Consider the following 23,984-nt stretch of genomic DNA (forward strand, 5'->3'; position numbering starts at 1 on the left):
GCCCAGTTAGAACCGATATGCCAGGAGAGCTATAGATGACGGCGGATCCGATGCCTGACCAGCCAGGACAGGTGACGATCGTGCTCGACCGCAAGAAGGTATCGGTGTCGCGCGTCGCCAACGAGACGCTACTGGAAAGCGCCAGGCGAGCCGGATTGTCGCCGCCCTTCTCGTGTGAAGCCGGCAACTGCGGCACCTGCATGGGCAAGCTGACCGAGGGCCGCGCGACGATGCGCATCAACGACGCCCTCGACGAGGACGAGGTCGAAGAGGGATACATCCTGACCTGCCAAGCGATCCCGGAAACCGACACGATCAGCGTGACCTACGACGACTGAGCCGCGATATCGCCGTGTTCGTCGACGCGGGGCGCCGGTCGGTATTCGGCGTCATAGCCGACGATCTGAATCGGGCTGCGCACCAACCGGAAATCCCCCGCGGTGACGACCACCTCGGGCGTCTGCTCCAACGCTTCGGGCAGTGTGCGCACCGCGGCGACGGGAATTCCCAGCGGACGTAACCGCGACTCCCAACTCGCGGCGGTGTCGGTGGCCAACGCCGCGGCCACCACTGCCAGCACCTCGTCGCGCTGGGCTGCCCGTTCGGCCATGGTCGGAAAACCCTCGATACCCGCTTCGGCCGAGAACGCCCGCCAGAACCCGTCATGGGTGATGAACAGCGCCAGATAACCGTCCGCCGTCGCGAACAGTTGCGCCGGAACGTAATACGAGTGCGCCCCGAACGGATAGCGCAACGGTTCCGCACCGTCGTTGAGGTACGCCGACGCGCGGTAGTTCAACTGGGAGAACATCACGTCCCGCAGCGACACGTCGACCTGACCACCACGGCCCGACACGATCTGCGCCAGCAGACCCAGCGCCGCGGCCAGCCCGGTCGAGTTGTCTGCCGACGAGTACCCCGGCAAGGTCGGCGGTTCGTCCGGATGTCCGGTCATCGCCGCGACGCCGGTCGCCGCCTGAATGACGTAGTCGAACGCCGGATCGTCGCCGCCCTCCAGTCCGAAGCCCGTCATCGCCACACAGACGATGCGTTCGTTGAACCGCTTGAGCGAGTCGTACGTCAGGCCGAGCTTCTTGATCGCCGACGGTTTCATATTCACCAGCAGCGCATGGGAATCCGCGACGAGTTCGCCCAGTCGCTGTCGCCCGGCGTCCGACCGCAGGTCAAGCACGACGCTCTTTTTGTTGCGGTTGAGACTGGCGAAGTAGCTGTCGCCGACCTGCCGCGAGATCTCGCCACCCGGCGGCTCGACCTTGATGACCTCGGCGCCCAGGTCCGCCAACAGCATGGTGGCGTACGGCCCGGCCAGCATGACGCCGACCTCGATGATGCGGATACCGGCCAGCGGGCCGCTCACCGCACAGCCTTGGCCAGTTCGCCGATCACCTCGCGCGTCCTGTACTTCGACGCGATGAGTTCGTCGCGGTTCTCGCCGATCGGCAGCAGCCGCACCGACAGGTCGGTGACTCCCGCGTCCGCGAACCGTTTGAACCGCGCCAGGATGGCTTCCTCGTCACCGGCCGCACACAAGTCACCCACGTCACGCGCGTCGCCACGGTCCAACAGTCGCTGGTAGTTCGGCGACGTCTCGGCCTCGGCGAGAATTCGGTTCGCCCGCTCTTTGGCCGTCTCGATCTCCGAATTCGCGCACAGGCACACCGGAATGCCCGCGACGATGCGCGGAGCGGGCCTGCCCGCCTCGGCGGCAGCCTTGTTGATCTTGGGCGCGATGTGCTCGCCGATCGCCTTCTCATCGGCCATCCACAGCACGGTGCCGTCGGCGCGCTCCCCGGCGATCTGCAGCATCACCGGGCCCAACGCCGCCACCAGCACCGGCAGCGGGCGCTCCGCGCCGAGGACGGTGGGGTTGTGCACCGTGAAGGTGTCGTTCTCGACGTCGACGTCTCCGGGGCCTGCGAGCGCGGTGTTGAGCACCTCGAGGTAATCGCGGGTGTAGGCGGCCGGCTTCTCATAGGGAATCCCGAGCATGTCGCGCACGATCCAGTGGTGTGACGGTCCCACGCCGAGCGCGAGGCGCCCGCCCGCCATCGCATGCACCGACAGGGCCTGACGCGCAAGTGCGATCGGGTGCTGCGCCTGCAGCGGCACCACCGCGGTACCCAGCTCGATCTTCGAGGTGTGGGCGGCCATCAGCGCCACCATGGTCAGACAGTCGAAGTCGTTGGGCACCTGCGGCATCCACGCGGTGTCCATTCCCGCCGATTCGGCCCACTCGATATCGGAGACCAGCTTGTTCACCTTGCGCGCCATATCGCCGCGTTCGGCCCCGATCATCACGCCAAGGCGCATGTCAGTTCGTCCTCCGGAAATTCAGTGCCGAACAGGTCACTGGTGGCTCATCGTCAGCTTGCGCACCTCGTCGACCAGGGTGTCGAGCGAGGTCCCCGTCGGGAACACCGCAGCCGCGCCCGCGGACAGGAGCTTGGGCACGTCGCCCTGCGGGATGGTGCCACCGACGACGACCGCGATGTCGCCGGCGTCGGCCGCGCGCAGGGCCTCCACCGTGCGCGTGGTCAGCGCCACGTGCGCACCGGAGAGGATCGAAAGTCCCACCAGCGCAACGTCTTCCTGCAAAGCGATCGACACGATGTCTTCGATGCGCTGACGGATTCCGGTGTAGATCACCTCGAAACCCGCATCGCGCAGCGTCCGTGCGACGATCTTGGCGCCGCGGTCGTGTCCGTCCAGCCCGGGTTTGGCGACCAGAACCCGCACCGGGCCGGCCGTCGAAGAGTCTGCCATCAGAACACCACCGGCTGCTGGAACTCGCCCCACACCGACTTGAGCGTCGAAACCATTTCTCCCACAGTGCAGTAGGCGTTGGCGCAGTCGACCAGCTTGTGCATCAGGTTGTCGTCGCCTTCCGCCGAACGCGCCAGCGCCGCCAACGCCTCCTTGACCGCGGTGGCGTCGCGCTCGGCCTTGACTTTCGCCAGCCGCTTGAGTTGCAGGTCGCGGCCCTCGGCGTCGAGTTCGTAGGTCGCGATCTCGGGCGGCGGCTCATCGGAGACGAACTTGTTGACCCCCACCACCGGTCGCGTACCGGACTCGATCTCCTGGTGGATCTTGAACGCCTCGTCGGCGATCAGACCCTGCAGGTAGCCGTCCTCGATCGCACGGACCATGCCGCCGTGGGTCTCGAGATCGTGCATGATCTCGATGATCTTCTCCTCCGTCGCGTCGGTGAGCGCCTCGACGAAGTACGACCCGCCGAGCGGATCGGCGACCTTGGTCACGCCGGTCTCATACGCGAGGATCTGCTGCGTACGCAATGCCAGCGTGGCCGACTCCTCACTGGGCAGGGCGAACGGTTCGTCCCACGCCGCGGTGAACATCGACTGCACGCCACCCAGTACCGCGGCCATCGCCTCATACGCGACGCGAACGAGGTTGTTCTGGGCCTGCGGCGCGAACAGCGATGCGCCGCCGGCCACACAACCGAACCGGAACATCGACGCCTTGTCCGACGACGCCCCGTAGCGCTCGCGCACGATCGTCGCCCAGCGCCGCCGACCGGCGCGGTACTTGGCGATCTCCTCGAAGAAGTCCCCGTGGGTGTAGAAGAAGAACGAGATCTGCGGCGCGAACTGGTCGATGGTCATGCGCCCGCGCTCGACGACGGTGTCGCAGTACGTGACGCCGTCGGCGAGGGTGAACGCCATCTCCTGCACCGCGTTGGCGCCCGCGTCGCGGAAGTGCGCCCCGGCCACCGAGATCGCGTTGAACTTGGGCACCTCGGCCGCGCAGAACTCGATGGTGTCGGCGATTAGGCGCAGCGACGGCTCGGGCGGCCAGATCCAGGTCCCGCGCGACGCGTACTCCTTGAGGATGTCGTTCTGGATGGTGCCGGTGAGCTTGGCCCGCGGCACCCCCTTCTTCTCCGCGGCGGCGACGTAGAACGCCAGCAGGATGGCCGCCGTGCCGTTGATCGTGAAGCTGGTGCTGATCTTGTCCAGCGGAATGCCGTCGAAGAGGATCTCCGCGTCGGCGAGGGTGTCGACCGCGACACCGACGCGGCCCACCTCCTCGCCGTATTCGGGGTCGTCGGAGTCGTAGCCGCACTGCGTGGGCAGATCCAGCGCCACCGACAGCCCGGTGCCGCCCTGGTCCAGCAGGTAGCGGTAGCGCCGATTGGACTCCTCAGGCGTACCGAACCCCGAGTACTGGCGAAACGTCCACGTCTTGCCGCGGTAGCCCGTCGCGAAGTTTCCGCGCGTGAACGGATAGGTGCCGGGCGGAGGCGGCTCCGTCACCCTGTCCGCTGGCCCATAAACCGGCTCGAGCGGGAGCCCCGACGGGGTCTGTACTGGCTCGCTCATCACGGATAACGTACTTGCAAAAAATGAGAATGCCAATACCGCACGCCGGAAACGTGCACCGAGGACAGGGCGTGACCCGGCGGTAAAAGGTGCCGAAGGCGCGGTACACAGCGAATATGGCACTTGCGTAAAATGAGAACGCTAATACCGGCCACGTCCGGTGTCGGCTAGCATCGTGGGGCGACGCTGGTCGCAGACAAAGGAGGTCCATGTCCGCCTTCACTGACCGCACACTCGTCGTCTCCGGCGGCAGTCGCGGCATCGGTCTCGCGATCGGCCTCGCCGCGGCCAGGCGCGGGGCCAACGTCGTGCTGCTGGCCAAGACCGCCGAACCGCATCCGAAGCTGCCGGGCACCGTGCACACCGCAGTCGCCGAGGTGGAGGCCGCCGGCGGCAAGGGCGTGGCGGTGGTCGGCGACGTCCGCAAAGAAGAGGATGTGCAGCGCGCGGTCGACGCGGCCGTCGAGCATTTCGGCGGCGTGGACGTCGTGGTCAACAACGCCAGCGCCATCGCCACCGAACCCACCGAGCAACTGGCCGCCAAGAAGTTCGACCTGATGATGGACATCAACGTCCGCGGCACGTTCCTGCTCACCAAGGCAGCGTTGCCGTATCTGCGCAAGTCGGCGGCGCGCGCCGAAGGAGCCGAGCAGCCGGGAGCGCATGTGATCACGCTGGCGCCGCCGCTGAACATGAACCCGCACTGGCTGGGCGCCCACCCCTCCTACACCCTGTCGAAGTACGGAATGACCCTGCTCTCGCTGGGATGGGCTGAAGAGTTCCGCCAGGAACGGGGTGGGGCCGGCATCGGATTCAGCTGCCTGTGGCCCGAGACTTACATCGCGACCTCCGCGGTCGCCAACGCTCCCGGCTTCCAAGAAATGCTGGAGCGGTCGCGCGACCCTCAGATCATGGGCGACGCGGCCGCGCTGATCCTGTCCCGACCCGCGGCCGATGTGAACGGCAAATGCTTCATCGACTCCGAACTACTCGCTGAATCCGGCGTGACGGACCTGTCGCGCTACGGCGGTGGGGACGACCCCATCCTTGATATCTTCGTCGACAAGTCATGAGCATCTCACTGCTGCTCGAGATGGCCTCGAGCAATCCGGACCGCACCGCCGTGGTGTCGGGTGAATTGCGGCTGACCACAGGTGAGTTGAGCGCCCTGGCCGACGGCGGGGCCGGCGTCATCGCGGCGTCCGGCGCGTCGCACGTCGCGTACGTCGGCATGGGCGGGGCGATGCTGCCCCTGCTACTGTTCTCGTCCGCGCGCGCCGCGGTGCCGGTGACGCCGCTGAACTACCGGCTGTCCGCCGACGGGCTTCGTGAGCTCATCGATCGCCTCCCCCAGCCCCTCGTCGTCGCCGACGCCGAGTACCGCGAGATGGTGGCCGGCGCGGGCAAGCAGGTGATCGGGTCCGACGAGTTCCTCGACGCCGCGCGTACCGCCGAGCCGGCCGCGGAGTTCCCCGACCCCGAGGACGTGGGGGTCGTGCTGTTCACGTCGGGAACCACGTCGCGGCCGAAAGCCGTTGAGCTGACGCACAGCAACCTCACCAGCTATATCACCGGCACGGTGGAGTTCGACTCCGCCGAAGCCGGCGACGCCGCGTTGATCTGTGTTCCGCCGTATCACATCGCCGGTGTCAGCGCGGCGCTGTCCAACCTGTACGCCGGCCGAAAGATGGTGTATCTGCCGCAGTTCGACGCCCACGAATGGATCCGGTTGGTGCGCGATGAGGGCGTGACGTCGGCGACGGTCGTGCCGACGATGCTGGACCGCATCGTGGCTGCCCTGGAGTCGGACAGCGTGTCGCTGCCGACCCTGCGCAGCCTGGCCTACGGCGGCTCGAAGGTGCCGCTTCCATTGGTGCGCAAGGCGCTTTCGCTGCTGCCGGAGGTCGGCTTCGTCAACGCCTACGGCTTGACCGAGACCAGCTCGACCATCGCCGTGCTCGGGCCCGATGACCACCGCGAGGCGCTCGCCTCGTCCGTCGAGTCCGTGCTGCGCAGGCTGGGCTCGGTCGGCCAGCCGGTGCCGGGGATCGAGGTTCAGATCCGCAACGCCGACGGCGAAGTGCTCGGCCCCGGGCAGACCGGGGAACTCTTCGTCCGCGGCGACCAGGTGTCCGGCCGCTACACCGAGATCGGATCGGTGCTCGACGCCGACGGGTGGTTCCCGACCAAGGACATCGCGATGCTCGACGAGGACGGCTACCTGTTCATCGGTGGGCGCTCCGACGACACGATCATCCGCGGTGGCGAGAACATCGCACCGGCCGAGATCGAGGACGTCCTGGTCGAGCATCCGGCGGTGCGCGATTGTGCCGTGGTGGGGCCCGAGGACCCGCAGTGGGGACAGATCATCGTCGCGGTCGTGGTCCCGGCCGACACTCCGGACGGCCCGGCCACCCCGGACGCCGACGAACTGCGTGAGCATGTGCGCCGCCAGTTGCGTGGATCGCGAACGCCCGACCGCGTCGTGTTCCGCGACGAGTTGCCGACCAACGCGACCGGCAAGGTGCTGCGCCGAGAACTGATCGCCGAGTTGACAGCCACCAAATAGCAAGGAGCCCAGCATGATCAAGAACGGAACGCGACTGCAGAGCCAGGTGTGTGACACCCAGGTCATCGTCGTGCGCAGCTCGGACAGCCTCGACGACCTGCGTGCGGGCGGCGTTCCGATGGTGCCCCTGGACGCCGAGAAGTCCGCGGACGCCCAGATGGACCCGGAACTGTCCGGCGGCAACGCGATGGGTAAGCGCTACGTCGACGAGAACGGCGCCGAGGTCCTGGTGACCAAAGCCGGGACCGGAACACTGAGCGTGGGCACCACGCCGCTGTCTCTCAAGGAAGCCAAGCCGCTACCTGCGAGCGACTGATACCTTCCCTGGGTGAGGCCACGCCGCCTGCTCACCCGGTACGTGGCCGGCCTTGCGTCTGCCTACCTACTGACGGCGATCGAGGTCATCGTGATCGTCGGGCTGCTGGCCGGGCGCAGCGTGGTCACCCTCGGCAATGCGATCACCGCGGCAGCGCTGCTCACCGTCGGTACCGCCACGGTCGGCTTCAGCGCCGCCTACATCTTGCGCCCGGCGCTGCGGTATCTGCGCGAGGGGCGCCGTCCCACCGCCGACGAACGGCACTCGACGCTGAGGATGATGCGTCGCCAGGCCGCGGCCACGGTGGCACCGTGGATCCTCACCGCCGCGGTCCTGGTCCCGCTGAACCTCAACGCCGGATCCGAGGCGCTGGCGGTGATCGGATCGGCGATGCTCTTTGGAACGATCGCCACGGTGTGCACCGGTTTCCTGTTCACGCTGCGGACGTTACGACCCGTATTGGCCAGCGTGGCACCGGATTCCAGCACATCGCGATTGACAGCTCCCGGCGTTCGGGCACGGCTGCTGCTGATGTGGACCGTGTGCACGGCGCTTCCGGGTGTGGCGATCGCCGCGCTGTTGGTGATGCGGGACAACGGATGGCTGATCGAAGAGACGGCTCCGATCGAGTTGGCGCTGATCGTGCTCGCGTTGGTGGCGGTCGTGCTCGGTCTGCGCTCGCTGATCCTGACCTCGATGTCGATTTCGGACCCCGTTCAAGAAGTCGTCGCCGCGATGGGAGAGGTCGAGCGCGGCCACATCGAGCGATCCGTCGAGGTCTATGAGTGGTCCGAGATCGGCCGCCTCCAACGCGGTTTCAACAGCATGGTGGCCGGGCTGCGCGAGCGTGACAGGCTGCGCGACCTGTTCGGCCGCCACGTCGGCGAGGACGTGGTCCGGCGAGCCGTCGAGGAGAACGAATCGCTGTCAGGCGACGAACGCGACGTCGCTGTCCTGTTCATCGATCTGGTCGGGTCGACCCGGTTGGCGGTCACCCACGAGCCGGCCGAGGTCGCCGAACTGCTCAACGAGTTCTTCCGCGTCGTCGTCGCGGCCGTGGACCAGCGGCACGGCTTGATCAACAAGTTCCAAGGCGACGCGGCGCTGGCCGTGTTCGGCGCTCCCCTGCGCGTCGATGATCCGGCGGCGGCGGCGCTGACGACCGCACGCGTGCTGGTCACCGACCTGCAACGCCTGCAGCTCGACTTCGGGATCGGGGTGTCGGCCGGCCCGGTGTTCGCAGGCAACATCGGCGCCGAGAACCGGTACGAATACACCGTCGTCGGGGACGCGGTCAACGAAGCGGCACGGCTGGCCGACCGCGCCAAGGAGTTTCCCACGCGAGCGCTGTGCTCGGGCCGCGCGCTCGAGCGCGCCGGCGGACCGGAACGACGGTGCTGGGAGGCGCGCGGGTCGGAAACGCTGCGCGGTCGATCCGCGCCCACCGACCTGTGGACACCCATCGCCGACCCTGGTTAAAGAGGTGGACCGGTGGGGAATACAGCGGCATGGCTGTGCGCACCGCGGAACCCCGAGCCGTTCGCAAAGCGGTTACCGGCGCGTCGATCGGCAACGCCGTGGAGTGGTTCGACTTCGCCATCTACGGGTTGTTGGCGACCTATATCGCCGAGAAGTTCTTCCCCCCGGGTGACGAGACCGCCGCGCTGCTGAGCACTTTCGCCGTCTTCGCCGCCGCGTTCTTCATGCGGCCGTTGGGCGGCTTCGTCTTCGGTCCACTCGGCGACCGGATCGGCCGCCAACGCGTTCTCGCGCTGGTCATTCTGTTGATGTCGGCCTCGACTCTGGTCATCGGCCTGGTCCCGAGCTACGAGTCGATCGGCGTGGCGGCACCGCTGATCTTGCTGTTTCTGCGGTGTTTGCAGGGCTTCTCGGCGGGCGGCGAGTACGGCAGCGGGGCCTGCTTCCTCGCCGAGTACGCCACCGACAGACACCGCGGCTTCATCGTGTCGTTCCTGGTGTGGTCGGTGGTCGTCGGTTTCCTCCTGGGGGCGCTGACGGTCACCGGTCTCGAGACCGTCCTGTCCGAATCGGCGATGGATTCCTACGGTTGGCGGATCCCCTTCCTGATCGCCGGTGCGCTCGGCGTCGTCGGCCTCTACATCCGGCTGCAGTTGAGCGACACGCCGGAGTTCGAAAGCCTGCGCGAGAAAGGCGAGGTAGCCACGTCGCCCCTGCGCGAGGCGCTGCGCACCTCGTGGCGCCCCATCCTTCAGATCGCCGGCCTGGTCGTCATTCACAACGTCGGCTTTTACATCGTGTTCACCTACCTGCCAACGTATTTCACCGAGACTCTCGAGTTCACCAAGGTCGACGCCTTCGTCTCGATCGCCGTCGCGAGCATCGTGGCGATCATCTTGATCCCGCCGCTCGGCGCGCTGTCCGACCGGATCGGACGCAAGCCGCTGCTGTACTCGGGCGCAATCGGTTTCGCCGTCTTCGCGTATCCGCTGTTCCTGCTGTTGAATTCGGGCTCGCTGGCCGCTGCCGTCGCCGCCCACGCCGCCCTGGCGGCGCTGGAGTCGGTGTTTGTGTCCGCATCTCTGGCCGCCGGCGCCGAGTTGTTCGCCACCAGAGTCCGCTCCAGCGGCTACTCCATCGGATACAACATGTCGGTGGCCGTCTTCGGCGGTACCGCGCCGTACGTGGCGACATGGCTCGTCGACCGCACGGGCAACCAGATCGCCCCGGCTTACTACGTGATCGCCGCGGCCGTGATCAGCATTGCGACACTTTTGACGATGCGGGAAACCGCGCGGCAGCCGTTGCGGGCAACGGTGCACACATAACGCACACAAGTGGGGCGATTTCGGCGTATTTGGTCGCGCTCATCGCAACCGGGTGCACCGAAATCGGGGATGGCACACAATCGATGCATGTCGACGGTGTCTTCACCGGTCTCGCCGATGCGCGTCGGGCTGGCCAGCTTCATCGGAACAACGGTCGAGTTCTACGACTTCCTCATCTACGGCACCGCCGCCGCGCTGGTGTTCCCGAAACTGTTCTTTCCCGCCGTATCCCCTGCCACGGGATTGCTGTTGTCGTTCGCCACCTTTGGCGTCGGGTTCGTCGCGCGCCCGCTCGGTGGCGTGGTGTTCGGTCACTTCGGGGACCGGCTGGGGCGCAAGAAGATGCTCGTCTACTCGCTGCTCGTGATGGGGACCGCGACGGTGCTCATGGGGCTTCTGCCGACCTACGCCCAGATCGGCCTCGCCGCCCCGATCCTGTTGACCGTGTTGCGGCTCGCGCAGGGTTTCGCGGTCGGAGGCGAGTGGGGCGGTGCGACGCTGATGGCCGTGGAGCACGCCTCGGACCGCCGCAAAGGGCTCTACGGGGCGTTCCCTCAGATGGGTGCGCCCGCCGGGACGGCATGCGCGACGCTGGCCTTCTGGGCGGTGTCACGACTCCCCGACGACCAGTTCCTGGCGTGGGGGTGGCGCATCCCCTTCGTGGCCAGCGCGCTGCTCATCGTCATCGGCCTGGTGATCCGGCTTTCCATATCGGAAAGCCCGGACTTCGCGGCTCTGCGGCGGCGCGAACAAGTGGTGCGCATGCCGATCGCCGACGCGTTCCGCAGGCACTGGAAGCAGATACTGCTGGTCGCCGGGGCGTACCTGTCTCAAGGAGTGTTCGCATACATCTGCGTGGCCTACCTGGTGTCGTACGGCACGACCGTCGCCGGGATCGACCGCACGCAAGCGCTTTTCGGGGTGGCCGTGGCGGCGGTGGTAGCGGTCGCGACCTACCCGATGTTCGGGGCGCTTTCTGACCGGCTGGGCCGAAAACCCGTCTTCCTGGCAGGCGTGATCCTGATGGGCATCTCGATCGGCCCGGCGTTCGCGCTGATCAACACGGGCAGCGCGGTGCTCTTCGGTGCCGCGCTCCTGCTGGTCTTCGGCCTCGCGATGGCGCCGGCCGCGGGCGTGACCGGCTCGCTGTTCAGCCTCGCGTTCGATCCCGACGTCCGCTACAGCGGCGTGTCGATCGGTTACACCCTGTCCCAGGTGGTGGGTTCGGCGTTCGCTCCGACGATCGCCACTGCCCTGTACACGGCGACCAGAACGAGCAACTCGATTGTGGCCTATCTCGTTGCGGTTTCGGTGATCTCGGCGATACCGGCCTGCTTCCTACCGGGCGCGTGGACGCGGCCGGCGACGGATCAACCGCGAGAACTCGACCGTCGAACGGCGGACCGAGTCCAATTCGAGTGACACCAGCAGCGTGTCGACCATCGCGAACGGCAGAGTCGTCGCTACTGCACCGCGCCCGTATTCGATGTGCCACGACCCGGGATGGATGGTCAGGCCCCGCGCCTGCCCCTTCTCCAAGCATGTCCGCTCACCCGGAAGCAACGCCATTGCGGTGTTGTCGTCGGATTCGAGGTCGTAGGAGTCGATCCGGCCCGCCATCAGGAACTTGTGGATCTGCACCCGCTTGTAGCGACCGGAGAAACCCTGCGTGCCCGTCGGTGAACCGAAGATCACGATGTACTCACGTGGGCTGAAGTACACGAACCGCACCTTGCCGAGGATGCCGCCCGCTTTGCTCGCCACCCATCGTCCCGGTGTCGCATCGATGAGGTCGGGGTACGCGTCGGCGAGCAGTTCGACGGCGCGCGTGGTGAGTTCGCCGCTGTCCACGGGCAATCCGACGACCTGCTGGGCGACGCCGTGCAGCACGTCGGGATCGATCCTGTACCGCATCAACCGAACTCTATCGGCAGGCTCGTCGGTCCGCTCATACCCAGCAGCGGCTTCCACGGTGCCGGTCCGGCAATGCGCGGGTTCGGCATGCGTCGCGCGATGATGACCAAGGCCTCGCCGAGCTCGCGCCGGGCGAGGTTGGCCCCCAAGCAGTAGTGCGCGCCGCCACCGAAGGTGAGGATGGGCGGCGGATCGCTACGGGTGACGTCGAAGCGGGCCGGGTCGTCGTAGACGGTCGGATCGCGGTTGGCGGCGTAGGTGTTGACGATGATGAACGTTCCGGCGGGAAACGTGACTCCGCCGACCGTGACGTCGTCGAGCGCACTTCGGACGGTGCTGCACATCGACGGGGAGTGGCGCATGGTCTCCTCAACGGCGCGCATCGCGAGGCCGGGCTGGTCCCGCAACAGCTCCCACTGCTCGGGGTGCTCGCACAACACCTGCATGGACGCCGCGAGCTGGCTTCGGGTGGTGTCGGTGCCGGCGATCAACACGCTGAAGGCCAGCATGCGCAGCTCGCCGGCGTCGAGCCGGTCGCCGTCGTCCTCGGTGCGGATGAGTTCGGAGAGCAGATCATCGGTGAGGTCGTCGCGCCGATCGGCGATCATCTGGTCGATGTAGCCGTCGAACTCGTCCCAGGCCCGCAGGATCGTCGGTTCCTCTTCGACGAGATCGCAGTCGAAGCTGACGATTTTGAAGATGTCCTCGGCCCAGCGCGAAAACCGTTGCCAGTCCTGCCTGGGCGCACCCAGCAGGGCGCAGATGACCGGGATCGAGTAGGGCCTCGCGATGTCGTCGACGAACTCGCACCGGCCGAGGTCCGCGACGCGGTCGATGAGCTCGTTGACGACGGTGTGGATCGTCGGGTCCATGCGAGCGGTCGCCCGTGGTGTGAAGGCCTTGGAAACCAGACCACGCAACCGGCGGTGTTCATCGCCGTCCATGTTCAGGATGCTGCGAGTCACCCTGTCCCACAGCTCCCCTGAGGTGATGCCGTGCGCCGACAGGTGAATGCCCCGCGGAATCCCGAAACGCGGGTCGCGCAGAACGGTCCTGGCCAGTTCGTAGGACAGCACCTCCGGTCCGATCGGGCCGAGCGCGACCGGCGCTTGCTTCTGCGCTGCCTGGAACTGCGGGTAGATCTCCTGAGGCGTCGCGGTGATGTCGTAGGTCAGCGTCGGCAACCCGGCGTCGAAGACGCTGGGCCGCCCGGCCTCGACGGTCACGGCGTCTTCCCGATCATGAGCGGCAGTTCGCGAAGCGCGCACGTCGCCGAGGGCCAGGCGATCTCGGGAACATAGCCCGGGCGGAGGTCGAACTGCGTTATGCGCGTCAGCCACTCGGTCACGACGAGTCGCAGCTCCATCCGGGCCAGGTGAGCGCCCAGGCACCGGTGCGGGCCGCCGCCGAAACCCCAGTGCTTGTGCAGTTTGCCGTCCATCACCAGATCGTCGCCGGAAAGCGGATCGCTACCGTCGCGGTTGATGGCGCCGACACAGAGCCGCACCTGCGCCCCTGCGGGCAACGCGACCCCCGCGACCGTCACCGGCCGGGTGGTCACACGCCCGAGCACCGGCGCGGCGGGTTCCAACCGGATCACCTCTTCGACGAAGGCGCCGACGTCGTCGGGGTTGTCCCGAAGGTGCCGACGCAGCTCCGGGCGCCGGGCCAGCTCCAGCATCGCGGCACCGATCGAGGCGGTGACGGTGTCGAGGCCCGCGAGGACGAACACCAGCGACATCCCCGTCGCTTCGGCATCCGACAGCGCATCCTCGCCGTGTAGAACGTCGGACAGTATGCCGTTGCGTGGCGACTCCCGCTGTGTCTGAACGGCTTCGGTGAGATAGCCGAAGAGCTCGGCCGCCGGGGTCAGATCCACACTGGTCGGATCCGTGGCCAGGCTGACCGCGATGATCGCATCCTTCCAGGCGATCAGGCGTTCGCGGTCCTCGAGCGGAAGGCCGAACAACGTGAGGAACACCTGCGACGGGTACGGGACTGCGAGATCGGCCATCACTTCACACTCGGTGCGCCCGGCGATCTCGTCGATGATGTCGATCACCTGCGCCTGCAGCGACGGCAGCAGCGCGCTCAGTGTCTGCGGGCTGAGATACGGATGCAGGAGCCGGCGGTAACGGGTGTGCTCGGGGGGATCGAACCCGAGGGGTACCAGGGGCACCGGGCTGATCATGTCGTCGTAGTCGGTCCTCGACGAGAACGTCTCCGGATCGCGCAGTGCCGCGAGCACATCGTCGCGCCGCGTGAAGTAATACCAGCCCTCGCCGTAGAGCACCGGCCCGAGGCCCCGCAGCTTGGCCCAACCCTCGCCGCGGTCGCGCGCCATCGGCAGATCCTCGTAGAGGACCTGCGTCAAGCCGGGTACCTCGGTCATGACACGTTGGTGGCCAGAAGCGTCACTGGGAGACCGAGAACCGACAGATCGATCTCGTCGAGATATGAACCCTCTCCCGAGAATCCCTGTCGGAAACGGATACTCGATCCGTAGCGCTGCGCGACGGACTCGGCCTCCGCGGCATCCGGCACCCGCAGCACGACGGTGTACACCCCGTCGCCGTGACGCTCGAGGAATTCGTTGACGTGCGCTGCCACCGAAGCGGTCGATCCGGGTACCGGGCTGATCAATTCGATGCCGCGATCCCAGTCCAGATGTACGCGCACACCGAGTTCGGTCAGTTCGGCCTCCTGAAGGGCGAACCCGAGCTCGGTGAACAACGCGGCCGCCTCGGCGCGACGTTCCGGCGCCACCGCGAACACGACGTGGTGCAAGCGCGGCTCCGCACTGGCCGTCATCTGCGCACCAGCCCGCGCGGTTGGATCAGGCCCAGGTCCACATGGGTCAGCCAACCCGGCGCCGCGTCGCAGACATCGGGGATGGCGTTGATCGCGCCCATCGCCGTCCAGGTGTATCCGGGGTGGGTCATGGTGCCGTCCGCGGCCACCCGCCCGTGCATCGTCAGCTCGGTCGGCGGATCTCCCTCGATGACGATGCGGTACCGCGTCCGGCCCCAGTCCCACGGCGGATCGAGTTCGTCGGGTCCGCCGGTCAGGTAGATGGCGTGAAACACGATCAGCGGCGCGCCGTCAACCATCGCGGTCCACGTATGGTGTTGTGCGGCCACGGTTCCGCGCGGGATAGCGCCCTCGTCGTGCGGGATATCGCGGGTGGCTGTCGCGGCGTTGACGTCGGCGGTCACGTCGTCGATGGTCACGCCGAGACCGTCGGCGACCATGTGCATCGACTGGGCGAAGAACGGTACGCCGAGCCCGAGGATCGTCGGCTCCGAGAGGAACTTGTCCCTGTCCTTGCCGAATCCCATCCAGTCGATGTGGTCCATCGGCGCATCGGTGAGCACGTTGACGACCTCCCACACCTCGACCCTGTCGACGCGGGAGGCGACCCGAGCGAGCGTGAGTGGCAGGATGTCACCGGCGTAGCCGGGGTGGATGCCGCCAGCGTGAAACGACGTGCCGCCGTCCACGCACGCGGAGCGGATCTTGTCGCCAGCTTCGCGGAAATGCTCTGTGGGATGGAAGAATCCGCTTGTGGTGACGACGTTCTTGCCCGACCGCAGCAGCCGGCACACGGTGTCGACATCCATGATCACCGGGGTGTAGAAGACGCAGTCCGCATCGAGAGCCATGACCGCCTCGACGTCGTCGGTGGTGATGACCCCGGTCTCCCCGATGCCGGCGATCTCCCCCGCGTCCTTGCCGACCTTGTCCTTGCTGTGCACCAGCACACCGACAAGTTCGAACACCGGGCACTGGGCGAAGTGTCGAACTCCGACCTGGCCGACGTCGCCGGTCATCCACTGGATCACGCGATACTTCCGGTTAGACATTGAGGACTCCTCTCGGGAGCAGCAGCGGCAGATCGGTGTAGGTCGCGATGCCCGGTGGCGCGGCCACGACGGCCGGGATCGCGGTGATCGCGGGCATCGCGACGATCGACAGGCCCAGCATGATGTAGTCGTCGATGGTCTCACCGGCGAAGCCTTCCGGAGGAAGGAAACTCAGGGTGGTCTTGATCGTGGGTGTGCCTTGAACCTCCACGGTGTAGCCCATGTCGAGTTCCCAATCCGGTTCGAGTGTCTGGCCTTTGCGCCACCGGCCGCGGATTTCGATGACCTCCTTGCCGCCGATGATTCCTTTCCAGCCGACATCGACTCCGGCGACACAGCCTTTGGCGATCAACCAGTCGCCGGGCAGTTGGAGGTCAGCGGTGGTCTGGGCGTATGCGACGTCGCAGCGGACCTCGTCGAGTTGGACGCCGAGTGCGTCAGCGACGAGCAGGACACCGTCGCGGAAGATGGCCGAACCCTTCTCGGTGATCGACTTGAGGTCCGGATGGTCGATCGGATACCCGAAGCCCATCGGCTTCTCGGTGTCGGGCGAGTTGTAGATGGTGGTGTCGATGGCCTCCACGACCGAAACCTTGTCCACGCGTTCGGACAGCCCGGCCGAAACGACGGCGAAGAGTTGGATGAACCCGGGGTTGATTCCGCTGCCGAAGATGGTCGAGCCGCCGTCCCGACAGGCTTCGACGATGCGGTCGCGGTCGTCGCCGAAGAAGTGTCCGGTGATGAACTCGGACGTGGAGACGATGTTGACACCCGCGCGCAGAATCCGGACCATCTCGTCCACATCGGCGAACATCGGGTTGTAGACAACGCAATCCGGATCCAGCGCCAGCAGGGCGTCGACGTCATCGGTCGCGGACACGCCGAGCGCGTCGATGCCGCACAGCTCCCCCACATCGCGACCGACTTTGTCCTTCGACCACGCATAGCAGCCGACGAGCTCCAGCTGCGGATTGATCGCGACGGCGCGGACAGATCGCTTGCCGACGTTTCCCGTCGTCCATTGGACGATCCGATACGTCATGCCGCCGACCGTTCGGCGGGGCTGAAGACCACGGGCACCGAACGGAAACCGCGCGTGACCGAACTTCCGTGAAAGTGTGGCGAGGCATCCGGGTCGATGGCCAGATCCGGCATCCGCGCCAGCACCTGTTCGAGGCCGACCTGAAACTCCAAGCGTGCCAGATTCGAGCCGAGGCATCGATGGACACCCGCACCGAAGCCGAGATGGCGGTTTTCGCGACGGTCGAGGACACACCGGCCGGCATCAGGGAACTCATGCTCATCCCGATTCGCGGAGGCGTAGTTGACGATGACCGACTGGCCGGGCCGGAACGTCTGTCCGCCCAGCTCAACCTCTTTCGCGACGGTGCGCGGAATCCCGTGTATCGAGCCCCCGAACCGGATGAACTCCTCGACAGCACGCGGCAGCCTCTCGCGATCCCCGGCCAACCGGTCGCGTTCCTCGGGGTGAGTGGCCAGATAGTGAAACGCGAATGACATTGCACTCGCGGTGGTCTCGAGACCCGCTTGCACCAGCAACATCGCATTGGAGACGACGTCGGCGAACGACAGCTTCTCCCCGTCGATCTCGGCCGACAGCAGCACATCGATCATGTCGTCCTGCGCGGCAACAGTGCTGCGCGCTGCGACCGCGTCGGAAATATGTTGATAAAGCCCGCCCCAGGCAGCCATCCGCGAGTCCTCGGTGACCCCGTTCAGAGCGGTGTCCGTCAACTCGATGCACAGCGGCACGTCATCGATCGGCATCCCAAGGAGATATTTGAAGAACACGATGCCCGGCTGCCGCCATGCCACCTCGGCCAGATCCCCTGCTCCTCGTTCGATGAAGCCGTCGATCAACCGGTCCGTTTCCTCGCGAATCTGCGGTCGCAGCGCCTTCATCCGGGCCGGCGAGAAGTACGGGTTGAGAACCCTGCGGAACTTCTGCTGCCGCGGCGGATCCAGCGTGATGACCAGATCGCCCGCGAGGTGCTCGGACGCCTCCGGTGTCGGATTGCTCGAGAAGTGCTGCCAGTCCTGCAGGATCCGGTAACACTCGGCGTACCGCACCGCCACCCATGCGCCGCCGGGCGTCGCGGAGAGGAACGGGTGGTCGGTATGGGCGAACGCCGACTTCTGCCGCATCACGGCGTAGACGTCGTAGAGGAAGGCGTTGTTGTTGAAATCCTCGTGCCGAAGATCCCAGTTGTCCGCGTGTTCGGCCGCCGACTTACCGCTCACGGAGCCGAATCTTCCTGCTGCTGTTGGGCGGCCTTGCGGGCTTCGCTTTCCTCGTGGATCCGCACGAGCTCGCGGAACCCGATCCGGTCGTACTTCGGCACCGGCTGGATCCCCCACTCGTCGCGTGCGGTGTCCTTGCCTTCGGCGCCTTCAGGCGGACCCAGCGGCGGATAGGGAACCTTGCACTCGAGCGTGTCGTCGGAGTAGCGGACCTTCAGCAGGCCGCTGCAGATCTCGGTGAGGCTCAGGGTCGGGTACCCGTACCACACCGCCATGAACGGCAACGTGAACGCGCCCTCGATGACGAGTGCTATCAAGCACACCAGGACCGCGCGCTTGATGTACTTGTGCATCCGCGCGTAGTACGGCGTGGTGCCCGGGGGAAGGTCTTCGGCCGGGTCTTTCTCATCGGTTGTCGATGGGCTCGCAGGTGGTGTCATGACGTGCTCCTTTTGTTCAGTCCGAGAAGATTTCGCGGTTGACCGTGTGGAGATACGGGATCGCGAGGAACGGGGTTATGTAGAAGATGTCGTAGAGCCACCACCCGATGACCGGGAACAGCACACCGGCGTACCGGGCGTCGGCATACATCGTCATGTTGAACACGTAGGCACACCAGATCACCACGCCCATCCAGCAGGTGATGATCATCCACTGGTGGCCCCAGCGCTTCATCTGCAGGAAGCCGATCGCCGCGGCGCAGCGCATCGCGAAGACGGTCAGGATCAGGCCGGCGACGTACGCCTTCTCGCCCGGCACCGCGGAACCGCCGACCCACGGCTCGTTGTAGTGCCAGAAGTAGGCGGCGTCGAACATATGACCCCAACCGATCATCAACACCCGGTTGATCAGCGTGTGGTTGGCCACCAAGTCCAGCGCCCAGCCGAGGCTGTTGAGCATGCCGTCGATCAACACCAGGTATCCGATGAGGGTGACGATCATCGGTCGCACCGAGAGGCCCGCGCGTGCGGCCTGGCGTTGCAGCCAGACCCCGCGCATGAAGATGGGGAAACCGATCAGGCCCGGCGCCCACATGCCCATCAGCGCGGCGCCCACGATCATCCACTTGTCGGCCCGGCGTTGCGCGACCCGCGATTCTTCGTGGTGGTCTTCGAGACTGACTGTGGCGGTCGCGGTCACAGCGACCACCATCCCCGGTCGAATGACATGTAGAGCTGGATGAGGAACATCGCCAGCAGATAGCCGTAGATGACGATCTGCAGGATGATGAGCGCCTTCTTGCGCTGCTTCTCCTTGGGGTCCATCTGAACTCCCTTCTCAGTTCGGGTTGCTCGAGTTGTTGGCGGCGGCCAGGCTGGCCACGGCCACTTCACGCAGGCCTTCGGTGACCGCACCGTCGCTGGACAGCGGTGCGAGAATGCAGGCTTCGGCGGCATCCAATTCGGTTGCGCCCGCGGCGATCAGGTGCGCGGCGGTGACCAGCACGCGAGTAGACGGCGGCTCGAAGTGAAACGCTTCGTCGGCGGTGCGGATCGCAGTGGCGCATGCGACGAGCCGGCTCGCCGCCGGCAGCGGTATGCCCGTTTCGGCGACGATCACCTCGGCCTCACGGTCAGGCGGGAGATATCTCATCGGCAGCGTGACGAACCGCTGCCGAAACGACGGCTTGAGTTCCTTGAGCGAGCTTCGGTAGGCGGGGTTGTACGAGCACACCAGCATGAAGGTCTCCGGCGCCTGGACGACTTCGTCGGCCCGGTCCAGGTAGAGCGTGCGCCGGTGGTCGGTCAACGAGTGCAGCACGGCAAGTGAGTCGTGGCGCGCCTCGACGACCTCGTCGAGATAGCAGATCGCACCGGCCTTGACCGCCCGGGTCAGCGGTCCGTCGGTCCACACCACATCACCTCCGGTGACCATGAACCGGCCGACGAGATCCGAACTGGTGAGGTCGTCGTGGCAGCTGATCGTGACGACCGGGCGGCGCAGCAGCGCCCCCATGTGCTCGACCAACCGCGTCTTACCACAACCCGTCGGCCCGGTGAGCATGACGGGCAGGCGCTGGTGGTAAGCCTGCTCGAACAACTGGACCTCGTTGCTGTTCGAGTAGTAGGTGTCGGTGGTCATCGGTGCTCGAGCTCCTTCGGTTGGTTGTGCGCTCAGGCGGCGACAAGTTCGCGGTGGACGTGGGCGAGCACCCGCGGCAGGTCTTCGACGCGCCGGATGCGTTGGGAGCGGCGAGGTCCGAAGACCTCGGGCAGCGGGTCGACCCGGGTGGGTCCGACACCGACGTAATACATCGAGACGCCCGCGTCGTTGGCCTCCTCGACAGCGTGGGCGGCGTCGGCCCACGCGTAACGGCCCTCGTAACCCTCGTCGGAGATCAGGCCGTCCCCGATGACGATCAGCAGGCGACGTTCGGAGGGCTGCGCCAGCAGGCGGCTTGTCAAGTGCCGCAGCGGTGCACCGAGCCTGGTGTAGCCACCGGTCGACAGGCCGAGGCGGCTGGGCGGGACGAAGCGCCGATCCTCGAAGTCCTTGAGGCAGTTGACCTCGACCCGGTGCCGGGTGTTGCCGGTGAACACGAAGATGCCATGTCGTTCTCGGGCGAGCGTCATCGCGCGCGACAGTGCGTCGGCGCAGGCCAATTCGAGTTTGAAGATCCGGCCGCCGTGCACGCCCAGCGACGAACTGCCGTCCAACAGCAGCGCGGTGGTGACGTCGCGGCTGCTGGGCAGCAGTTCGCGGAAGATGCGCGGTTCGACGGCCTCTCCGGTGGTCAGGTCGATGTAGTGGCTCACATACTGCTCGACATCCAGGTCGGAACCGTCTTCGAGACGGTTCTTCATTGAGCGGTGGGTGTGTTCGCTGAACCACTTGCGCAGATCGGCCGACACCGTTCCGGGTTGGCGGTTGCGGCTGGCCTGAGCGCGTTCGAGCACCGCAACGTGGTCGCGCATGAAACTCTTTGTCCATTCGTTCCATTCCGGGTAGGGAATGCCGGGCCGGTGATCCGGGGTGAGATCGAGGTCGTTGTCCTGGGGGCGGCTGGGCGGCGGCAGGTTGGGGTTGCGGACCCCCCCGTCGCCGCCGACGGGGACGGAGTACGGACGCGGCAGCCGCTTTTGCGTCGTGGTCCACGGCATCCGGCCGAAGCTGCGCCGCAGTTTGTCCGACAGGCCCTGCGGCACCGTGTACGCCAGCGGCAGCCTGCCCACCACACCCGGGACGTCGCCGACCGGCTGACCGTTGCGCGACAACGAGATCGCGTGTTCGAGCATCGCGTCGGCCGTCATATCGTCGGGCAGCATTTCGAGATCGGGCAGCAATCGCCGCGCTTCGACCACCAGCCCGGGCCAGTTGGCCGCGACCCAGCCCAATGCGACGCCGGCTTCGACCAGCGTGAGCGCACGAAGCTCGCGCGCGGTGAGTTCGTTGAGCCGGTAGTGGGCGAGACGCTCCTTGGACGGTGAACACTGAAGCGCCACACCGCATGTCAGCGTTCTGCGGGTCCAGTCGCGGGCCAAAGACGGGTACGGCACCAGCACGTGATCCAGTCCCGGGTTCAAGCTGAATTGGCGATGCTCACCGGTCACCAGGCGCACCCCCTCGCGGCGTTGGCCGCTCAGTGCGACAGCGGTGACGGCGCAACTGCGTTCGACCGCCAGTGCGTGAGCGTCGGACAGATCAGTCATCGCTGCCCTAGAACGTGCCGAGGCTGGAGAACATCCAATACCAGAACCAGATGACCAGCGCGGCGCCGCCCCACGCACCTACGTAACGCAAGATCTCCCATATCCAAGCCCACACGTCGAACTCCTCGGTTGTTGTGTCGTTGCCTGTACGAACCCGTCATCGCACTTCCAAGCCGCGCATGGCGGTCGAGACCAACTTGGCCAGCATGATCTCTCGGGTCTTCGGGTTGTCGGTGGTGGTCAGCACGCCGTAGATGCCGAGCAGGAAGAAGGTCGCGCTGTAGAAGGCGTCGACCTCCGGATGGACTTCGCCGTCGCCGCGGGCGCGTTCCAGTTCGCGCACCAGCAGGACGATCACCGGATGGTCGGTCCAATCGTCTTTGTGCGGCCTCGTCGGCGAGAAGTGCAGCGCCAGCAGTTCGTTGAAGAGCACTGGGCCGAAGCGGTGTTCCAGATCGGTCACCAGGTCGACCACTGCGGTCAACGTGGTCACCAGATCGTGGCGGTGTTCGAGGAACTCCGCGAACTCCGCGGCGATGCGCGCCTCCTGGCGGCTCTCCAACTCCAGGAGCACGTGCTCCTTGCTGGGGAAGTGGAAGAAGAACGTGCCGTGCGCGACACCGGCCGCCGCGGCAATCATGTTGACGTCGGCGCCGGCCATTCCGGACTTCGTGAACTCCGTGACCGCCGCGCCGAGGATGCGTTCGCGCGTCTGCAGCCGTTGAGCTTGACGCGCCGACACCTTCACCTGTGATGTCATGGTTCGCTCTTTGTATCCCATGCACTGACTGAAGTCAATGAGTTCAGTCAGCCGAGCCTTAGTCGGTGAAGATTTCCCTGTTCACCGAATGCAGGTACGGAATCGCCAGGAACGGGGTGATGTAGAAGATGTCGTAGATCCACCAACCCACGACCGGCAGGATCACCCCGGCGTAGCGGACGTCGGCATACATCGTCATGTTGAACACGTACACGCACCAGATCACCACGCCCATCCAGCAGGTGATGATCATCCACTGGTGGCCCCAGCGCTTCATCTGCAAGAAGCCGATGCCGGCGGCAATGCGCATACAGAACACCGTGAGGATCAGGCCGACTTCGAGCGCCTTCTCCCCCGGTCCGGCCGCACCGCCGATCCACAGTTCGTTGTAGTGCCAGAAATATCCGGCGTCGAACATCGCCCCCCAGCCGTTCAACAACACTCGGGCCAGGATCGTGTGGTGGGCTACCAGGTCCAGGGCCCAGCCGAACACGTTGATCGCGGCGTCGACGATCACGCAGTATCCCAGCAGCGTCACCAACATCGGCCGCACCGACAGCCCGTTTCGGTGCGCCCTGCGCAGCAGCCACACTCCGCGCAGGAACAGGGGCAGCCCGAAGATTCCCAGCGCTGCGGTGCCGATGAGCACACTGCCCGAGATGAGCCACTTGTCGGCCTGGCGCTGCGCCAGCCGCGAGGCCTCCGCATGCTCGTCCAGCCCGCTTGCGGTTGCGGTCATTGCGGGCGAATTCACAGGCACCTCCTGAAACCGGTAAGTGCCCATGAGCTTGTCAGTGGGGCTGACTCAAGTCAACCAGTCAGCGCACCTCGATACCGCGCAATGTCCTGGCGATGTAGTCGTCGAGCATCGCGCTCTGGGTCGGCCACTGGGTCGTGGTGGTCAGCAGTGCGTACAGGCCCAGCAGGAAGAACACCGCACTGTTCATCGGATTGACGTCGGGGGCCACTCGGCCGGCCTTTTGGGCGCGTTCAATCTCGCGGGCCACCCTGACGATGACAGGGTGTTCCTGGCTCTCGTCGGCCGGTCGGCTCTGCGAGAAGTGCAGTGCGATGAAGTCTTTGAACAACTCAGCACCGAGACGACGTTCCAGCCCGAGTACTAACCGGACGGCCTCTTTGAGAATCGCGGGCAGGGTGCGTTTGGAATCCGCGTACCGGCCGAGTTGTTTGGCGATGCGTTCTTCCTCGCGGCGCTCCAACTCGAGCAGCACATGTTGTTTGGTCGGAAAGTGGAAGAAGAAGGTGCCGTGGGCAACTCCGGCAGCAGCGACGATCGCTCCCACGTCGGCATCGGCCATTCCCGCCCGCTTGAACTCGGCGATGGCCGCGCCCATCAGTCGCTCTCGCGTCTGTAGTCGCTTGGCCTCGCGCGCCGATGGCTTGTCTACCACTGCCATACGTCGACGATATCAATACTTTCGTTGGCTTCACATTTGTGATTGACTGCGGTCAGTTTGACGG

At 66.1% G+C, this 23,984-nt stretch carries 26 protein-coding genes; 7 read left to right on the top strand and 19 right to left on the bottom strand.

Annotation, left to right across the window (positions count from 1 at the left end; translation table 11 throughout):
- Positions 1 to 35: 35 nt before the first annotated feature.
- On the top strand, positions 36 to 338 hold the full coding sequence (locus A5759_RS21780; protein WP_066843599.1) for a 2Fe-2S iron-sulfur cluster-binding protein: 303 nt from the start codon (positions 36 to 38) through the stop codon (positions 336 to 338).
- On the opposite strand, the gene A5759_RS21785 is transcribed toward A5759_RS21780, so the two are convergent.
- Genes A5759_RS21785 through A5759_RS21800 form a run of 4 tightly spaced genes read right to left on the bottom strand, consistent with a single transcriptional unit; the run spans position 326 to position 4,361 of the window.
- Positions 326 to 1,378 carry a CaiB/BaiF CoA-transferase family protein gene (locus tag A5759_RS21785; RefSeq protein WP_082962229.1) on the bottom strand — a complete coding sequence of 351 codons (1,053 nt, stop codon included), beginning with the start codon at positions 1,376 to 1,378 and terminating at the stop codon, positions 326 to 328. The genes A5759_RS21780 and A5759_RS21785 overlap by 13 nt on opposite strands.
- The gene (locus A5759_RS21790; protein WP_068201101.1) at positions 1,375 to 2,331 is read right to left on the bottom strand and encodes an LLM class F420-dependent oxidoreductase; all 957 of its coding nucleotides are present in this window, start codon (positions 2,329 to 2,331) and stop codon (positions 1,375 to 1,377) included. Before A5759_RS21790 ends, A5759_RS21785 begins: the two co-directional genes overlap by 4 nt.
- Before the next feature lie 36 nt (positions 2,332 to 2,367).
- Positions 2,368 to 2,784: a cobalamin B12-binding domain-containing protein gene (locus A5759_RS21795; protein ID WP_066843594.1), complete on the bottom strand. Its 417-nt coding sequence runs from the start codon at positions 2,782 to 2,784 to the stop codon at positions 2,368 to 2,370.
- Entirely contained in the window at positions 2,784 to 4,361 is a 1,578-nt protein-coding gene (locus A5759_RS21800) for a methylmalonyl-CoA mutase family protein (protein WP_068201104.1), read from the bottom strand. Before A5759_RS21800 ends, A5759_RS21795 begins: the two co-directional genes overlap by 1 nt.
- 209 nt (positions 4,362 to 4,570) lie before the next feature.
- Here A5759_RS21800 and A5759_RS21805 point away from each other — a divergent pair, with 209 nt between their 5' ends.
- The 6 genes from A5759_RS21805 to A5759_RS21830 all read left to right on the top strand — a co-directional run bounded on the left by A5759_RS21805 (position 4,571) and on the right by A5759_RS21830 (position 11,475).
- On the top strand, positions 4,571 to 5,434 hold the full coding sequence (locus A5759_RS21805) for an NAD(P)-dependent oxidoreductase (protein ID WP_068201106.1): 864 nt from the start codon (positions 4,571 to 4,573) through the stop codon (positions 5,432 to 5,434).
- Positions 5,431 to 6,930, top strand: a complete 1,500-nt coding sequence (locus A5759_RS21810) for a class I adenylate-forming enzyme family protein (RefSeq protein ID WP_068201108.1) — start codon at positions 5,431 to 5,433, stop codon at positions 6,928 to 6,930. The genes A5759_RS21805 and A5759_RS21810 overlap by 4 nt, the downstream gene beginning before the upstream one ends.
- 13 nt (positions 6,931 to 6,943) lie before the next feature.
- Complete coding sequence (locus A5759_RS21815) at positions 6,944 to 7,246, top strand: hypothetical protein (protein WP_066843583.1); 303 nt, start codon at positions 6,944 to 6,946, stop codon at positions 7,244 to 7,246.
- Between the two features lie 12 nt (positions 7,247 to 7,258).
- Positions 7,259 to 8,725 carry an adenylate/guanylate cyclase domain-containing protein gene (locus A5759_RS21820; protein WP_068201111.1) on the top strand — a complete coding sequence of 489 codons (1,467 nt, stop codon included), beginning with the start codon at positions 7,259 to 7,261 and terminating at the stop codon, positions 8,723 to 8,725.
- A gap of 29 nt (positions 8,726 to 8,754) precedes the next feature.
- Positions 8,755 to 10,053, top strand: coding sequence for an MFS transporter (locus tag A5759_RS21825; RefSeq protein WP_068201113.1), 1,299 nt, complete (start codon positions 8,755 to 8,757; stop codon positions 10,051 to 10,053).
- A gap of 87 nt (positions 10,054 to 10,140) precedes the next feature.
- Positions 10,141 to 11,475: an MFS transporter gene (locus A5759_RS21830; protein WP_156616987.1), complete on the top strand. Its 1,335-nt coding sequence runs from the start codon at positions 10,141 to 10,143 to the stop codon at positions 11,473 to 11,475.
- Here A5759_RS21830 and A5759_RS21835 read toward each other — a convergent pair.
- From A5759_RS21835 to A5759_RS21900, 15 genes are all read right to left on the bottom strand, one after another.
- The gene (locus tag A5759_RS21835; protein WP_068201115.1) at positions 11,392 to 11,967 is read right to left on the bottom strand and encodes an isomerase; all 576 of its coding nucleotides are present in this window, start codon (positions 11,965 to 11,967) and stop codon (positions 11,392 to 11,394) included. The two genes, A5759_RS21830 and A5759_RS21835, sit on opposite strands and share 84 nt — an antisense overlap.
- Positions 11,967 to 13,193 (bottom strand): cytochrome P450, encoded by a 1,227-nt coding sequence (locus A5759_RS21840; protein ID WP_068201117.1) that lies wholly within the window; start codon positions 13,191 to 13,193, stop codon positions 11,967 to 11,969. The genes A5759_RS21835 and A5759_RS21840 overlap by 1 nt, the downstream gene beginning before the upstream one ends.
- Positions 13,190 to 14,359, bottom strand: coding sequence for a cytochrome P450 (locus tag A5759_RS21845; RefSeq protein ID WP_068201119.1), 1,170 nt, complete (start codon positions 14,357 to 14,359; stop codon positions 13,190 to 13,192). The genes A5759_RS21840 and A5759_RS21845 overlap by 4 nt, the downstream gene beginning before the upstream one ends.
- The gene (locus A5759_RS21850; protein WP_066843569.1) at positions 14,356 to 14,778 is read right to left on the bottom strand and encodes a hypothetical protein; all 423 of its coding nucleotides are present in this window, start codon (positions 14,776 to 14,778) and stop codon (positions 14,356 to 14,358) included. The genes A5759_RS21845 and A5759_RS21850 overlap by 4 nt, the downstream gene beginning before the upstream one ends.
- Complete coding sequence (locus A5759_RS21855; RefSeq protein ID WP_068201121.1) at positions 14,775 to 15,830, bottom strand: dihydrodipicolinate reductase; 1,056 nt, start codon at positions 15,828 to 15,830, stop codon at positions 14,775 to 14,777. The genes A5759_RS21850 and A5759_RS21855 overlap by 4 nt, the downstream gene beginning before the upstream one ends.
- Positions 15,823 to 16,872 (bottom strand): dihydrodipicolinate reductase, encoded by a 1,050-nt coding sequence (locus A5759_RS21860; RefSeq protein ID WP_068201123.1) that lies wholly within the window; start codon positions 16,870 to 16,872, stop codon positions 15,823 to 15,825. Before A5759_RS21860 ends, A5759_RS21855 begins: the two co-directional genes overlap by 8 nt.
- Positions 16,869 to 18,092, bottom strand: a complete 1,224-nt coding sequence (locus A5759_RS21865) for a cytochrome P450 (protein ID WP_068201125.1) — start codon at positions 18,090 to 18,092, stop codon at positions 16,869 to 16,871. The genes A5759_RS21860 and A5759_RS21865 overlap by 4 nt, the downstream gene beginning before the upstream one ends.
- On the bottom strand, positions 18,089 to 18,532 hold the full coding sequence (locus A5759_RS21870; RefSeq protein ID WP_066843557.1) for a hypothetical protein: 444 nt from the start codon (positions 18,530 to 18,532) through the stop codon (positions 18,089 to 18,091). Before A5759_RS21870 ends, A5759_RS21865 begins: the two co-directional genes overlap by 4 nt.
- Positions 18,533 to 18,548: 16 nt before the next feature.
- Positions 18,549 to 19,244: a hypothetical protein gene (locus A5759_RS21875; RefSeq protein ID WP_066843554.1), complete on the bottom strand. Its 696-nt coding sequence runs from the start codon at positions 19,242 to 19,244 to the stop codon at positions 18,549 to 18,551.
- Positions 19,229 to 19,357 carry a hypothetical protein gene (locus A5759_RS26495; protein ID WP_255361544.1) on the bottom strand — a complete coding sequence of 43 codons (129 nt, stop codon included), beginning with the start codon at positions 19,355 to 19,357 and terminating at the stop codon, positions 19,229 to 19,231. Before A5759_RS26495 ends, A5759_RS21875 begins: the two co-directional genes overlap by 16 nt.
- A gap of 13 nt (positions 19,358 to 19,370) precedes the next feature.
- Complete coding sequence (locus A5759_RS21880) at positions 19,371 to 20,174, bottom strand: CbbQ/NirQ/NorQ/GpvN family protein (protein WP_068201127.1); 804 nt, start codon at positions 20,172 to 20,174, stop codon at positions 19,371 to 19,373.
- A 32-nt stretch (positions 20,175 to 20,206) separates the two neighbouring features.
- Positions 20,207 to 21,742, bottom strand: coding sequence for a nitric oxide reductase activation protein NorD (locus A5759_RS21885; protein WP_068201129.1), 1,536 nt, complete (start codon positions 21,740 to 21,742; stop codon positions 20,207 to 20,209).
- Between the two features lie 157 nt (positions 21,743 to 21,899).
- Positions 21,900 to 22,502 (bottom strand): TetR/AcrR family transcriptional regulator, encoded by a 603-nt coding sequence (locus A5759_RS21890; RefSeq protein ID WP_066843653.1) that lies wholly within the window; start codon positions 22,500 to 22,502, stop codon positions 21,900 to 21,902.
- Positions 22,503 to 22,560: 58 nt separating this feature from the next.
- The gene (locus A5759_RS21895) at positions 22,561 to 23,241 is read right to left on the bottom strand and encodes a hypothetical protein (RefSeq protein ID WP_156616988.1); all 681 of its coding nucleotides are present in this window, start codon (positions 23,239 to 23,241) and stop codon (positions 22,561 to 22,563) included.
- A 79-nt stretch (positions 23,242 to 23,320) separates the two neighbouring features.
- Positions 23,321 to 23,920, bottom strand: coding sequence for a TetR family transcriptional regulator (locus tag A5759_RS21900; RefSeq protein ID WP_066843542.1), 600 nt, complete (start codon positions 23,918 to 23,920; stop codon positions 23,321 to 23,323).
- Positions 23,921 to 23,984: the final 64 nt, after the last annotated feature.

Origin of the sequence: Mycobacterium sp. 852014-52144_SCH5372336 (assembly GCF_001665615.1) — a bacterium.
GTDB classification, from domain to species: domain Bacteria; phylum Actinomycetota; class Actinomycetes; order Mycobacteriales; family Mycobacteriaceae; genus Mycobacterium; species Mycobacterium neumannii_A.